The organism is Streptosporangium sp. NPDC000563 (assembly GCF_040299985.1).
In the GTDB taxonomy this organism is placed as follows: Bacteria; Actinomycetota; Actinomycetes; order Streptosporangiales; family Streptosporangiaceae; genus Streptosporangium.
Genome location: NZ_JBEPDA010000016.1, coordinates 45,849 through 59,684, shown reverse-complemented (window position 1 = coordinate 59,684; position 13,836 = coordinate 45,849). Strand labels below are relative to the sequence as shown.

The following is a 13,836-nucleotide window of genomic DNA, read 5'->3' as shown; positions in this document are numbered from 1 at the left end:
TCGCGAACAGCGCGGGTCCGGCTCGACAATCTTCTCAAAAGTGAATAAATATCACGATCTTCGCTGACTTCCCCTTGGTCTTCCGGGTATGCGCTTTACATCCGCACCAAGGCGAAGCATGACGACCACCTCCCGGACACCTCCCGGACACCTCCCGGACGCGGCGTCCCGGCGTGCCCGCCCCCGGCCACTCCCGTCAACCAGCCGCTAAGGAAGAGAAATGACCTTTCACGTCGACTCCGAGGTCGGCCGGCTCCACCAGGTCCTGCTGCACAGGCCGGAACTCGCCCTGAAACGGCTCACGCCGTCGAACAAGGACGACTTCCTCTTCGACGACGTGCTGTGGGTGCAGCGTGCCGTGGAGGAGCACGAGGAGTGGCAGAGGCTTCTGGTCGACCAGGGCGTCACCGTCCACATGCTCTCCGACCTGCTCCACGAGACGGTCGAGATCCCCGAGGCGCGCAAGCACATCCTGGACGGCATCGCCGACGAGCGTTACTTCGGCCCGATGGCCGTCGACGCCATCCGCAACGCGCTCGACTCGATGGACTCCGTCACGCTCAAGCGCTATCTCACCGGAGGCATCACCAAGCGCGAGCTGGTGGAGCTGGGCACCGACCCCAAGAGCCTCGCCTTCCACACGCTCAGGCCGGACGACTTCGTCCTGCCCCCGCTGCCCAATCACCTGTTCACCCGCGACACCTCCTGCTGGATCTACGACGGCGTCTCGATCAACGCGATGAGGAAGAAGGCACGCCGCCGCGAGACCCTCAACATGGAGGCGATCTACCGCTACCACCCGGCCTTCGCGTCCGGCTACGACCGTCCGGAGGAGGGCGGCTACAACGTCTGGATGCCGGGTACCCCCGCGGCTCCCGCCACCATCGAGGGCGGCGACGTGCTCGTCATCGGCCGGGGCGCGGTGCTGGTGGGCATCAGCGAGCGTACGCAGCCCCAGGCGGTCGAGATGCTCGCGCGAAGCCTGTTCAGGCGAGGTGCCGCGACGAGAATCGTCGCGCTGGACATGCCGAAGGCACGGGCCTTCATGCACCTGGACACGGTCATGACCAACGTGGACGTCGGCGTCTTCACCAAGTTCGCGGGACTGGGCATGCTGCCCTCCTACACGGTCGAACCCGGCGACAACGAGAAGGAACTCAAGATCACCGACCATCCCCCCGAGGACATGCACCGGGCCATCGCCCGGGCGATCGGGCTGGACGACATCAAGGTCCTCAGCGCGACGCAGGACGTGTACTCCTCCGAGCGGGAGCAGTGGGACGACGGCTGCAACGTGCTCGCCCTGCGTCCCGGCGTGGTGGTGGCCTACGAGCGCAACACCACCACCAACAACCACCTGCGCGAGAACGGGATCGAGGTCATCACGATCCGGGGCAGCGAGCTCGGCCGGGGCCGGGGCGGCCCGCGCTGCATGAGCTGCCCGCTCGAACGCGAGGGCATCTGACCCTCCCGCGCGGGAAGCCGGGGACGGCGCTCGCGGGCCCGCGACCGGCACGCGGGCACGCCGCGGGCCGCCGTCTCCGGCGGACGGGACCGTCGCACCGGGTATTCCCCGGAGGGAGCGTCGTTCAAGATCATACGCCCGTCGCCACCCCCCGCGACGCCGCTGCCGCAAGCCATCCATAAGATGCGGGAATCAAGCGAAAGTACCGAAAAAATCGGAGTTTCCGTCATGTCGGGTAGGACAAGTGCGGCGTTTGACGCGGACCCCACCGGATCGGATTCGACATCTTTTTTCCAATCAGCTTGACCTTAGGCGCCCACAGCTTTACCGTCACTGTCCGTAACCACACCTCGTGGCGTTATCGGGTGAACCCTGACGCACCGGTCACCGAAGGTGCCAGCCTCAGGCACCAACCCGGTGAACGGGGCATAAGTTGCGAGGTAGCACAATCAAGTTGAGAGCACTACATAACAGAGCCGGGGGGCCACACCATGCCGTCTGAGTACGCCAAGTCACTGGGTGCAAGACTCCGTGCCATTCGCACCCAGCAGGGCCTGTCCCTGCACGGAGTCGAAGAGAAGTCCCGGGGACGCTGGAAGGCGGTCGTCGTGGGCTCCTACGAGCGTGGCGACCGTGCCGTCACCGTGCAGAAGCTTGCCGAACTGGCTGATTTCTACGGGGTGCCGGTCTCGGAGTTGCTGCCGGGGGGTTCGGCTCCGAGCCCTCTTGGCCCGACACCGAAGCTTGTGATCGACCTTGAGCGTCTCGCCCAGCTCCCCAAGGAGAAGGCGGGCGCGCTCGCCCGTTACGCGGCCACCATCCAGAGCCAGCGTGGCGACTACAACGGCAAGGTGCTGTCCATCCGCCAGGAGGACCTCCGCTCCCTCGCCGTGATCTATGACAAGTCCCCCAGTGAGCTCACCGAGGAGCTCATCGGCTGGGGTGTCCTGGACCCGGAGGCCCGCCGAGCCGTCGAAGCCTTCTGACGACCCCTGACCGGTCGTGGGTGCGCCGCAACCGGCGTACCCACCCCGCAGAGCTCCTCGTTCTCAGCAGAACCTGTCCTTAGTTCCGCCCCGGGCTACAGCCATTGTGGTAGGAAAAGGCAGACACGCATTTAGCGAGGTGTGGTGGACATGGCCAGGGAGGATGATCGGATCGATCACTCTCGATCGACCTCCGAGACCCGTCTCCGCACCGCCCCGGCGCAGCCGCGATCGACCAGGAGGCGTGCCTTCCCGCGGCTGCTGAGCTCGATCGGCACCAACCGCACCCAGAGCACCCTGAAGCTTCTGCCGTTCGTCGTGATGGCCGTGGTGGCCGCGATCGACTTCGGCACCGGACCCACGTCCGGCCTCCTGCCGCTGCTCGCCCTCGGCCCGGCCTTCGCCAGCGTGGCCTGCGACCTGACCCGCACCACGGTGGTCGGCGTCGTCGCCCTGGCGCTGTGCTTCGCGCTCGGCCTCTACAACGACATCCTCTCGTCCCGCATCAACATCACCCTCATCGCCATCCTCGGCGTCACCGTGGCCAGTGTGCTGGCCAGCGCCGGACGGCAGCGCCACGAACGCCAGCTCGCCGACGTGCGCTCGGTGGCCGAGGCCGCCCAGCGGGTGTTGCTGCGCCCGGTGCCCCGCCGCGCGGGACCCGGCATCGGCGTGGCCGTCTCGTACACCTCCGCCACGGCGGAGGCCAGGATCGGCGGCGACCTGTACGAGGTCGTCACCACCCCGCACGGGGTGCGGATCATCGTGGGAGACGTCCAGGGCAAGGGCCTGGAGGCCGTGGAGACGGCCGCGGTCGCGCTCGGGGCCTTCCGTGAGGCGGCCCACGACGAGAGGACGCTCCAGGGCGTCGTGGGCCGCCTGGAGAACGCCCTGACCCGCGAGCTGTCCGGCGAGCAGTTCGTGACCGCCGTGCTGGCCGAGATCAGCGGCGATTCCACCATCACCGTCATCAACTGCGGCCACCCGGCGCCCCTGGTGCTCGACGCCGACGGCGGGGTCTGGTTCGCCGACCCCCCGGACGAGGCGCTCCCGCTGGGCATGAGCGCCCTCAAGGCCGTCGAGCCGCGGCCGCACCACATCCCCTTCGAGCCCGGCGACCAGGTCCTCTTCTACACCGACGGGGTCATCGAGGCACGCGACGACGCGGGCGAGTTCTATCCGCTGCTGGAGCGGGCGCACCTGCTGGAGGGCGACGATCCCCAGGGCTCGCTGGACGCCCTGCGCGCCGACCTGCTCGGCCACGTGGGCAGGCCGCTGAGCGACGACGCCGCGATGCTCCTGCTGCGCCAGCGCGCCGCCCGCCAGAACTCCACGGCGGCGTGAGGAAGAGCGCCGACAGGGCCCCGAGCGGGAACGGCGGCGCGAAACCGGCTTCACGGCGGCGTGAGAGAACACCGGCAACGGCTTCACGGCGGCGTGAGAGAAGACCGGCGCGAGAAAAGCCTGGGAGAACAACGAGGCGCGAGGGGACGACGGCACGAGAACGTCCCCGTACGCCCTGCGCCCGCCGGCGGGACCGGCGGAGGCGAGACGTACGGGGACGCCGCCGATGAGCTCGGGCGGCCGCTCCCGGGTGGAGGACCGCTCCCGCTCTAACCGGCTAGCGGGATCCGGCCCGGGAGCATGGGCTGGCTCGGGACACCGAGCAGCTTCTCCACGGTGCTGACGAACCGCTCAGCCTCGGAGATGAGCTCCTCGGCGTCTCGCGAGGACACCGTGCGGGTCAGGCCCGCCTCGGCGGCGGCCCGCTTGGCCGCGCTCGTCTCGAAGTAGGGTGCCCACTCGGCCAGGCGGGGCTCGGCCTCGGGCAGCAGCTCCCAGGCGCTGCGCAGCCTGCGCCTGCGCCCCTGCATCGGACGGGGACGGGCCGCCAGGACGGCGGCTGCCGCCCTGAGCGCGGCGAGGTGGGCCGCGACGTAACGCGCGGCGGAGGTCCGGGCGGCGGCGGCCTCTTCGAGGCAGTCGCGCGCGTCTGAGAGGTGTGCCCGCACCGTGGGGGACAGCCGGGGCCCACCGGAATCGCCGAGCCGAGGGGTCATAGCGCTTCAGCCTCCTTGGTCGCAAGCGGCTCCGGCGTTTTCGCCGGTGGTATCACATTCGCAGACCCCACCGACAAATCCGCCGGACGGCCGGACGAGGAGCTTCCCCTCTCCCCGTCCGCCCTGACCTGGTCCGATCGTCTCCGCCGACGACATGGACCCGATCGGCCGCTCTTGGAACACGAGCCGCGAGCCCCGTGTCATCACATCGAACATAAATTCGATCACTAATACTGTCAAGTAAAACGACGAACAAAGGTTCGATCTTCGGGTCCCTGGAGCACGCGAAAAGGGCCCCGGGAGATCACCGTCTCCCGGGGCCCCTGCTCTCGACCGGCGCGGGCACGACCGGCGGATCGCGTTCCGCCGGCTCGCCCCTACCGGACGAACCTGCCTCGGACGTGCACCGGCACCCCCGTACCGAGCAGCCCGGGAAGGACCTCCGCCACGTGCATCGGCAGTCGTACACAACCGTGGGAGGCGGGCGCCAGCGGCACCGACAGCGCGCCGTGGAAGGCGATGCCCCCGTTGAAGAAGATCGGGTTGTAGAGCTGGCCCAGGTAGGACTTGTGCCAGCCGTCCCTGCGCCAGGTGGTCTTGTAGTCGCCGGTCGGCGTGCGCGCGTCGCCGCAGAACCGCTGGGTCCTGCCCTCCCAGGTGGCCGTCTCGCAGTAGGCGATCCCGCTGCCGGAGGAGGTGTGGCTGATCAGCTTCACCGTGCCGTTCACGTAGAGGACCATCACCTGCTTGGCGAGGTTGACCTCCACCCGGGTCGGCTTGCCGTTGGGGACGAGCACCTTCGGCGCCAGGGGAGCCTCCAGAGCGTCCCAGGTCCTGCGTGCCACGGTACTGGTCGGCGAGATGCCGTTCACCTTCTGGAAGGCCCAGATCGCCGTCAGGGTCGCCCCGCCGTAGCGGCCGTCGATCCTGCCCGGGGCGTAGCCGAGCTCGGCCAGCCGGGTCTGGAGCACCTTCACCGCGGCGCCCTTCGCACCGAGTTTGAGCGTTTTGCCGGGCGCGACAAACGAGGACACGCCCGTCACCCCCGCCGTGACGGCCGGGGAACCCGACGTCCCCGCCGCCGCGGCGCCGGCGGGAAGGGCGACGCCCACGAAAGACACGGAAGAGAGGAGCACGGCCCCCGCCGTCATCAGCGCGGCCACTCCCGGCCGCAGTCCAACCCCCACTTTCGATCAACTCCTCATATCACTATGGATCGGGTCAAGGGACCATAGCGCACGGTTTCCCTGTGCAGACGGCCGGTCATGAAACGGCAATCAACGGTCAATCTGTTTAGAGTGGCCGCGTGCCAGAAAAGTTGCATCCGAACATCGAGAAGGTCGCCGCCGTCCTGCGCGAGCACGGCGTCCCCGGCGAGATCGTCATCTTCGCGGAGGCCACCCCCACCGCCGCCACCGCGGCCGCGCAGCTGGGCTGCGAGGTCGGCGCCATCGCCAACAGCCTGATATTCGACGCCGACGGTGAGCCGCTCCTGGTGCTGACCAGCGGCGCCCACCGCGTCGACACCGACCTGATCGCCAGGACGGCCGGAGCGGCGAAGGTGAAGCGCGCCGCCCCCGCCTTCGTGCGGGCGGCCACCGGCCAGGTCATCGGCGGCGTCGCCCCGATCGGCCACCCCGCCCCGGTCAGAACCCTGGTCGACACCTGGCTGGCCAAGCACGAGGTCGTCTGGGCCGCGGCCGGCCACCCGCACACCGTCTTCCCGACCTCCTTCGACGAGCTCGTCCGCATCACCGGCGGGGTGCCCGTCGAGGTCGAATAACGGCTTCGCGCGGCTTTCGAACTCGGTGCCCACGGGCTCCGTGCCCACCGCCGGGCCTGCGCGCCCACGACCCGGCGGGCTCGTACGCGCGACACGACCGGTCCCACACCGAACGGGCCGCGGGCGAGCACGCCGGCGCTTCGTGCGCACGACGCTCGCGACCGCGCCCGGGAGCCGCACGGCTCCCGGGCGCGGTCGCGAGAAGCCGGTCAGGCCCTTCGTGACCGGGTCGGCAGGCGGGTGGGAAAGGCCGGGAAACTCCCTGGTGAGCGCCGGATGACCCTCCCTCGCCACACGGTGACCCGTGCCACGGCCACCCTGCTAGGGTGCGACGCGTGATCGGACTGCGACGGATCGGCCCCGACGAGTTCACGCTCCGGCTGGACGCGGTCCTCGGCGTCTACACCGAGGCGATGAACCCTCCGGCCGACCAGATCGCCGGCCGCAGGCTCATCATGGGAAACCACGCCACCCATCCCGCCTTCACCTGCCTGTTCGCCGAGCTCCCCGACGGCACTCCTGTGGGCATCGCCTACGGCTTCCACGGGGTTCCCGGGCAGTGGTGGCACGACGTGGTCAGGCGAGCCCTCGCGGACGAGTACGGAGAGGGCGGCGCCCACGACTGGCTGGGCGACGCGCTGGAGATCGCCGAGATCCACGTCCACCCCGACTACCAGGGCAAGGGCATCGGCCGGGCGATGATCACGGGGATGTGCGCGGGCCGCCTGGAGCGCACCGCCGTGCTGTCGACCCGCGACCGGCCCACCGCGGCACGCCACCTCTATCGCAGTATCGGCTTCGTGGACCTGCTCACGCAGTTCGTCTTCCCCGGTGGGCACGAGCGCTACGCGATCCTCGGGACTCCCCTGCCGCTGGGCGGCTGAGCCGTCCCGAAGGATCCGCGGTCTCAGGTCGGCAGCGGGGCGATCTCCGGCGTGTGGTCGAGCGCCTGGAAGACCTCCCGGGTCGCGCTCGAGCGGTTGAAGGTGATGAAGTGGATGCCCGGCGCGCCCTCGTCGAGCAGGGTCTGGCAGAGCTCGGCGGCGTGTTCGATGCCGAGGCTGCGCACCGCGGCCGGGTCGTCGGCGACGGCCGCGAACCTCTCGGCCACCTCCGGCGGGAACGGCGCGCCGGAGAGCTGCTCGGACCTGGCGATGGTGCTCATCTGCGTGACGGGCATGATGCCGGGGATGATCGGCGTGTCACAGCCGGCTGCGGCCACCCGGTCACGCAACCGCAGGTAGTCCTCGGCACGAAAGAACATCTGGGTGATCGCGTAGTCGGCGCCCGCACGGCACTTGCGCACGAAGTAGTCGGTGTCGGACTCGATCGAGGCCGACCGGGGGTGCTTGTACGGGAAGGCGGCCACGCCCACGCAGAAGTCGCCGGACTGCCGGATGAGCCGGACCAGCTCCTCGGCGTACAGAACGCCCTCGGGGTGGCGCACCCACTCGCCCGTCACGTCGCCGGGCGGGTCGCCCCGCACGGCGAGGATGTTGCGCACGCCCGCTCCCGCGAAGCGGCCGATCAGATGTCGCAGCTCGCGGACGGAGTGGTTGACGGCGGTGAAGTGGGCGACCGGGGTGAGCGTGGTCTCGTGGGCGATCCGCTCGACGATGTCGACCGTGCGGTCTCGGGTGCTGCCGCCGGCGCCGTAGGTGACGGACACGAAGGTGGGGTGCAGCGACTCCAGCTCACGGACGGCGCGCCAGAGCTGACGCTCCCCCTCGTCGGTCTTCGGGGGGGAGAACTCGAAGGAGAACGAGCGGGCACCGGCAGCGAGGAGTTCGCGGACGGTGGCGACACGATCAGGAAGGACAGACGCGCGACCCAGAGCCATGGGGTCAAGGATACTTGCCCGGCCGCTCGGCCGCCCGACCAGATCATCTTCGCCGGGCGTGGCGCGAACTTGTCACAATTAGCACGTAAACCACCACCCCTCTAGATCGAAATGTCCCCTTGGACCGTTAATCTCATTACCTGACCTCCTCACGCCGTCAAAGCCGGGGGATTCCAATTTTCATAGATTGGGTTCCCTGCCTCATCCTCAGTCGCAAGGAACCCGGAGGTGTCGTGCCCCACACCGGCTCCACAGGCGTTCCACCTCTCCGCCGGACCGGCGGAGAGGATCTTGTCCATCATGCGTACGGTGGTCGGGGTGTCATCACCGCCGGTCACGACGCCGGGATGCACGGCGCCGTACCGCGTTTTCCCCCCAGAGCTGAAGCCCAGGGTCTCCACACTGGAGGTATTCGATGATCACTTCTGCAGCCGCGTTGGACATGATCCGGTCCGAGGTGGATCGTTCTCTTCGGCGATTCGTCGAACAACAGCGCCCACAGGTCAGCGCTCCGGAGCTGGCGCCGCTCATCTCGGCGGCCGAGGATTTCCTCGCGGGCGGCAAGCGGCTGCGCCCCGCCTTCTGCTACTGGGGCTGGCACGGTGCGGGTGGGGGCGAGGAGCCCGCCATCTTCTCCGCCGCGGCCTCGCTCGAGCTGCTCCAGGCCAGCGCCCTGGTGCACGACGACGTGATGGACGCCAGCGATCTGCGCCGGGGCATGCCCTCGGCGCACCGCAGGTTCGAGGACCTGCACAGGAAGGCCCGCTGGCACGGTTCGGCCGAGCAGTTCGGCGAGGGGGCCGCCATCCTGCTGGGAAACCTGATGCTCATCTGGTCCGGTGAGATGTGGCGCAACAGCGGCCTGCCGGCCGCCTCCCTCGCGGCGGCGCAGAAGGTCCACGACGACATGCGCACCGAGCTGATGTGCGGTCAGTACTTCGACCTGCTGGAGCAGGCGCACGGCGAGGGCACCTTCGAAAGCGCGCTGCGGGTCGCCCTCTTCAAGAGCGGCAAGTATTCCGTGGAGCAGCCGCTCAGGCTCGGCCTGGTGCTGGCGGCCCGGGGCAGGGAGCCCTGGATCGACCGGCTCTGCGAGGAGTACGGGCAGTCGGTGGGCATCGCCTTCCAGCTGCGCGACGACATCCTCGGCGTGTTCGGCGACCCGGACGAGACCGGCAAACCGGCCGGCGACGATCTTCGCGAGGGCAAGCGGACGATGCTCATCGCCCGCACGCTCGCCGTGGCCTCGGAGTCCCAGGCCCAGGTGGTGCGCACCACGCTCGGCGACCCGGGCCTGGACGAGACGGGGATCGACCGGCTGCGCCAGATCATCGAGGAGACGGGGGCTCTCGTGGCGTGCGAGGACCTGATCAAGGGGTATCTGGAGAACGCCCTCGGTTCGCTGGAGGGCGCACCGATCCTCCCCGAGGCCCGCGCGGCCCTGGCCGACCTCGCGGTGGCCGCCACCTCCCGGCGGACCTGACCGTACCCGGCACATGACGGAACGGCTCACGACGGGACGGCCCGCGGCGTGGTCGCCCACGACGGAGCGGCTCCCGGCAGAGCCGGCTCCCGACGGGCGGCGAACAGGACCGGGCCGACGATCAAGGCGATCCGCCCGCCCGTGGGCACGGGCCCGCCGAGCGGCGAACCACCGGGGCGGCGGAAACCTCAGGCGGGGGCGTCCAGCCTCCGCCTGAACTCCGCCGCCGCCGCCTTGGGGTCGTCGGCCTCGGTGATCGCCCGGACGACCACGACCCTGCGCACGCCGTACGACATGACCTCCTCCAGGTTGGCGAGGTCGATGCCGCCGATGCCGAACCACGGCCGGTCGGTCTCCAGGGCCGCGGCGTGCCTGAGCAGGCCGGGGCCCGGGGCGGACCTTCCCGGTTTGGTAGGGGTCGGCCAGATCGGGCCGCAGCAGAAGTAGTCGACTCCGGGCTCGACGGCCGCGGCGGACGCCTCCTCGGGGGCGTGAGTGGAACGCCCGATGAGGATGTCGTCGCCGAGCATGTCGCGCGCGACCCGCACCGGCAGATCATCCTGGCCGAGGTGGAGCACGTCGGGACGGATCGCGTACGCGATGTCGGCCCTGTCGTTCACCGCCAGGAGGGCGCCGTGCCGGTCGCAGGCCTCGCGGAAGACGGCGAGGAGGTCGAGCTCCTCGCGCGCCTCAAGGCCCTTCTCGCGCAGCTGCACGATGTCGACCCCGCCCGCGAGGGCGGCGTCGAGGAAGTCCGCGAGGTCTCCCCGGTCTCGGCGCCCGTCCGTGCAGAGATACAGGCGGGCGTCAGAAACCGAGGGCTTGGGCACGTCTCTTCACCTCGGTGTGGCGGCCCGCCACGATCGCGTCCACCGGTGAGCCCGGCAGCGTGTCGTCGGGGGTGAAAAGCCAGCGAAGGGATTCGACGTCGTCGTATCCGGCGTCCAGGAGCACCGTGAGGGTCCCGGGAAGGCCCTTGATCACTTCTCCGTCGACGAGGAACACGGCGGGGACCTGTGGCTCTCCACCGCCCCTGCGCACTCCGATGAGCTTACGGTCCTTGAGAAGTTGCTTGGCGCGACCGGCGCTCAGGTTGAGCCTTCTGGCCACCTCGGTCAGGGTGAGCCACTCGCCCACCAGCTGGTCGGTTTCCCGGTCGATCTGCGCAACAGAAAGCGTCACGAATCCACCACTACCACATCGAGCCCTTCGCCAAACACCCGGCGGCGAGGTTACGCCACCGTACAATCGCGCAACGCTATCGCAGGGTCGGTGAGGCGATCGACGTCGAGGCGCTGGCCGCCCTCGATGAGGCGGCGCCCCTGGACCAGATCGCGGGGGCGGTTGACCGAGAGCACCGCGGTGAGCCGGTCGTCCTCGGTCACCCAGCAGATCGCCCACCTGGGCTTTCCCTCGGCCGCAGGGTCGCCGCGCAGGACGAGCCGGGCACCGTCGTGGTGGCCGGCGTACTGGACCATGTGGCCGAACTGCTCGGACCAGAAATAGGGGACCGGGTCGTAGACCGCGGCGTCGCCGAGGAGTGTGGCCACCGCGACGTCCGGGGCGCCCAGGGCGGTGTCCCAGTGCTCGACGCGCAGGCGGATGCCGTAGCGGCGCGACCACCAGGCGGCGCAGTCACCCACCGCGACCACGTCGGGCAGCGAGGTGCGCAGGTGCTCGTCGGTGACCACGCCGTTGTCGAGCCTGATGCCGGATCCGGCCAGCCACTCGGTCGCGGGCCGCACGCCCACGCCGGTGACGACCACGTCGGCCTCCAGCGCGGAGCCGTCCGCCAGGGTGAGCCCTCCGTGGTCGACGGAGGCGACCATGGTGCCCAGGCGCAGGTCGACGCCCGCCTCGGCGTACCAGGGGGTGGTGTACGCGCCGACCTGGCCGAGCGCGGCGGCCAGCGGGGTGCGGGCGGCCTCGACGACGGTCACGGCACAGCCCGCCCTGCGGGCGGCGGTCGCCACCTCCGCGCCGATCCAGCCCGCGCCGATGACGGCGACCCTGACTCCCTCGCCGAGCAGGGAGCGCAGCCGGAGCGCGTCGTCGATGGTGCGCACCACGTGCTGGGGGCCGTCCCCGCGCAGCCTGATCGGGCGGGCACCGGTCGCGACGACCAGGCCGTCGTAGGCGATCTCGCCCTCGGTGGTCTCCACCACACCGGGATGGAGCCCCTTGGCCGACACGCCCGCGCGAAAGTCGATCTCAAGCGCGTCGAGGTCGGAGTCGACGACCGTGGAATCGGTCTCGCCGAGCAGCACTCCCTTGGACAGGGGCGGGCGGTCGTAGGGCCGGTGCCGTTCCTCCCCGATCAGGGTGATCCTGCCGCCGAACCCACGGGCTCGTAACGCCTCCACGCTGCGCACACCGGCGAGGCCGGCTCCAACCACCACGACATGATTCACACTTCCCGACGATAAGCGGGAACCCCGTACTCCTACCAACGGTCGTTGATAACGAAAACGGGATTTACCTCACATCTAACGCGCTAAGCGTGTTGTCCCAGCCCTTAGGGTGAGAGGAGAAGACGCGCGGGAGCCCGGAACGCACCGGGCTGAGAGGAGGGCTGCGGACGAGGAAGGACCCCCTGCGAGCTGGTGATGTGCGAGGAGGAACGCCCCGCACGGCACGGCGAGCGAGGTCCGGAGACGACCGCGAGCGGGCCCTCGACCGCCACGAACCTGATCCGGGTCATGCCGGCGAAGGGAGCGGAGCACGTATGGCGGACCATCTCGACCTCCTCGTCGTGGGCGGCGGCGTGATCGGCCTGTCGGTGGCGTGGCGCGCCGCCGTCCGGGGCCACAGAGTGATGGTCGCCGACCCCGCGCCGGCCTCCGGCGCCTCGCACGCGGCGGCGGGCATGCTGGCCCCGGTGAGCGAGGTCACCTACACCGAGGAGCCGCTGCTGCGGCTTGGGCTCGCCTCACTGAAGCGCTGGCCCGCCTTCGCCGCCGAGCTGGCGGACGCGAGCGGGCACGACCTCGACTACCGCACCGACGGCACGCTCGACGTCGCCTTCGGCTCCGACGACCTGGCGGCGTTGGACGACCTCGCCGCCTTCGTCTCCAAGCTGGGGCTGCCCGCCGAGCGGCTCACCGGCCGCGAGTGCCGCCGCCTGGAGCCCATGCTCGCCCCCGCGGTCCGCGGTGGCCTGCTGGCCGGCGGCGACGCCTGGGTGGACCCCAGGCGGGTCACCGCGGCACTCCTCGCGGCCCTGGAGCGCGCGGGCGGCACCCTGGTACGCGCCCGCGCGGCCGAGCTGATCACCGCCTCGGGAAGGGCCACCGGGGTACGCCTCTCGACCGGCGAGAGTGTCGGGGCCGACCTGGTGGTCCTCGCCGCCGGAGCCTGGTCGGGCTCCCTGGAGGGGGTGCCCCCGGAGGCGCTGCCCCCGGTACGGCCGGTCAAGGGCCAGATCATGCGACTGCGCTCCCCCGCGCCGATCCTGCGGCGGTGCGTACGCGGGGTCGTTCACGGCTCACACGTCTACCTGGTTCCGCGCGGCGACGGCGAGACGGTCCTCGGCGCCACCCAGGAGGAGATGGGCTTCGACACCCGCGTCACGGCCGGTGGGCTGTGGGAGCTGCTGCGCGACGCGCGGGAGCTCGTCCCCGGGGTGACCGAGCTGGAGGTGGCCGAGATGACCGCGGGCATGCGTCCGGGCACCCCGGACAACCTGCCGTTGATCGGCGCCACGATCGTGCCCGGTCTCCACCTGGCCACCGGGCATCACCGGGGCGGGGTCCTGCTCGCGCCGCTCACCGCCGACCTCTGCTCGCAGGAGGCGGGCGAGGCGGACGCCGGGCTCTCCGCGATCTGCTCGCCGCTCCGCTTCGGTGATCGCGATGCTCAGGACCGCCACCGGGAACAGCGGGAACATCAGGAACATCAGGAACATCAGGAACACCGCCTCGGAGAGCACCACCGGAGGCACGACTCCCGGGAACTCGATTCCCCAGAACCTTCGCCACGGGAGCACCGCCTCCGCGACCACACACCGCAGGAGTACAGATGAACGTGACCATCAACGGCGCCGCGCACGAGTTGCCCTCGGGCGCGACCGTCGCGCAGGCCGTACGGCGGCTGACCGAGGTGCGGAACGGGGTGGCCGTCGCGGTGAACGACGAGGTCGTCTCGCGCGGCGCCTGGGATTCCACGGCGCTCGCGGAGGCCGACCGGGTCGAGGTGCTCACCGCGGTCCAGGGAGGCTGAC

Annotated in this window: 14 protein-coding genes; 8 read left to right on the top strand and 6 right to left on the bottom strand. The window is 70.3% G+C overall.

All coding sequences use genetic code 11. The annotated features are described in order from the left end of the window. The first annotated feature begins 220 nt into the window (after window positions 1–220). The 3 genes from ABT352_RS28565 to ABT352_RS28555 all read left to right on the top strand — a co-directional run bounded on the left by ABT352_RS28565 (window position 221) and on the right by ABT352_RS28555 (window position 3,795). Window positions 221–1,465: an arginine deiminase gene (locus ABT352_RS28565; protein WP_350948035.1), complete on the top strand. Its 1,245-nt coding sequence runs from the start codon at window positions 221–223 to the stop codon at window positions 1,463–1,465. A 491-nt stretch (window positions 1,466–1,956) separates the two neighbouring features. Beyond that, window positions 1,957–2,451, top strand: a complete 495-nt coding sequence (gene bldD, locus ABT352_RS28560; protein ID WP_350948034.1) for a transcriptional regulator BldD — start codon at window positions 1,957–1,959, stop codon at window positions 2,449–2,451. A 150-nt stretch (window positions 2,452–2,601) separates the two neighbouring features. Beyond that, on the top strand, window positions 2,602–3,795 hold the full coding sequence (locus ABT352_RS28555) for a PP2C family protein-serine/threonine phosphatase (protein ID WP_350948033.1): 1,194 nt from the start codon (window positions 2,602–2,604) through the stop codon (window positions 3,793–3,795). A 269-nt stretch (window positions 3,796–4,064) separates the two neighbouring features. Here ABT352_RS28555 and ABT352_RS28550 read toward each other — a convergent pair whose 3' ends face one another. Further along, window positions 4,065–4,511 (bottom strand): SAV_6107 family HEPN domain-containing protein, encoded by a 447-nt coding sequence (locus tag ABT352_RS28550; protein ID WP_350948032.1) that lies wholly within the window; start codon window positions 4,509–4,511, stop codon window positions 4,065–4,067. Window positions 4,512–4,888: 377 nt separating this feature from the next. After that, window positions 4,889–5,698, bottom strand: coding sequence for a L,D-transpeptidase family protein (locus ABT352_RS28545; protein WP_350948031.1), 810 nt, complete (start codon window positions 5,696–5,698; stop codon window positions 4,889–4,891). A gap of 119 nt (window positions 5,699–5,817) precedes the next feature. Here ABT352_RS28545 and ABT352_RS28540 point away from each other — a divergent pair, with 119 nt between their 5' ends. Beyond that, entirely contained in the window at window positions 5,818–6,294 is a 477-nt protein-coding gene (locus ABT352_RS28540; protein ID WP_350948030.1) for a YbaK/EbsC family protein, read from the top strand. A 335-nt stretch (window positions 6,295–6,629) separates the two neighbouring features. Continuing rightward, window positions 6,630–7,178, top strand: a complete 549-nt coding sequence (locus ABT352_RS28535; protein ID WP_350948029.1) for a GNAT family N-acetyltransferase — start codon at window positions 6,630–6,632, stop codon at window positions 7,176–7,178. A gap of 23 nt (window positions 7,179–7,201) precedes the next feature. Here ABT352_RS28535 and metF read toward each other — a convergent pair whose 3' ends face one another. Continuing rightward, window positions 7,202–8,134, bottom strand: coding sequence for a methylenetetrahydrofolate reductase [NAD(P)H] (gene metF, locus ABT352_RS28530; RefSeq protein WP_350948028.1), 933 nt, complete (start codon window positions 8,132–8,134; stop codon window positions 7,202–7,204). 415 nt (window positions 8,135–8,549) lie between these two features. Here metF and ABT352_RS28525 point away from each other — a divergent pair, with 415 nt between their 5' ends. Further along, a complete protein-coding gene (locus ABT352_RS28525) occupies window positions 8,550–9,617 on the top strand; it encodes a polyprenyl synthetase family protein (RefSeq protein ID WP_350948027.1) in 1,068 nt (355 codons plus the stop codon). Window positions 9,618–9,805: 188 nt separating this feature from the next. Here ABT352_RS28525 and thiE read toward each other — a convergent pair whose 3' ends face one another. From thiE to ABT352_RS28510, 3 genes are read right to left on the bottom strand one after another with little or no spacing between them, the layout of a single operon-like run. Then, window positions 9,806–10,447, bottom strand: a complete 642-nt coding sequence (gene thiE / locus ABT352_RS28520) for a thiamine phosphate synthase (protein WP_350948026.1) — start codon at window positions 10,445–10,447, stop codon at window positions 9,806–9,808. After that, window positions 10,425–10,799, bottom strand: a complete 375-nt coding sequence (locus ABT352_RS28515) for an Rv2175c family DNA-binding protein (protein WP_350948025.1) — start codon at window positions 10,797–10,799, stop codon at window positions 10,425–10,427. The genes thiE and ABT352_RS28515 overlap by 23 nt, the downstream gene beginning before the upstream one ends. 50 nt (window positions 10,800–10,849) lie before the next feature. Then, window positions 10,850–12,028, bottom strand: a complete 1,179-nt coding sequence (locus ABT352_RS28510) for an NAD(P)/FAD-dependent oxidoreductase (protein WP_350948024.1) — start codon at window positions 12,026–12,028, stop codon at window positions 10,850–10,852. A 314-nt stretch (window positions 12,029–12,342) separates the two neighbouring features. Between ABT352_RS28510 and thiO the strand changes: the two genes are divergently transcribed. After that, complete coding sequence (thiO, locus tag ABT352_RS28505; RefSeq protein ID WP_350948023.1) at window positions 12,343–13,638, top strand: glycine oxidase ThiO; 1,296 nt, start codon at window positions 12,343–12,345, stop codon at window positions 13,636–13,638. Then, the gene (gene thiS / locus ABT352_RS28500) at window positions 13,635–13,835 is read left to right on the top strand and encodes a sulfur carrier protein ThiS (RefSeq protein ID WP_350948022.1); all 201 of its coding nucleotides are present in this window, start codon (window positions 13,635–13,637) and stop codon (window positions 13,833–13,835) included. Before thiO ends, thiS begins: the two co-directional genes overlap by 4 nt. The last annotated feature ends 1 nt before the right edge of the window (window position 13,836 follow it).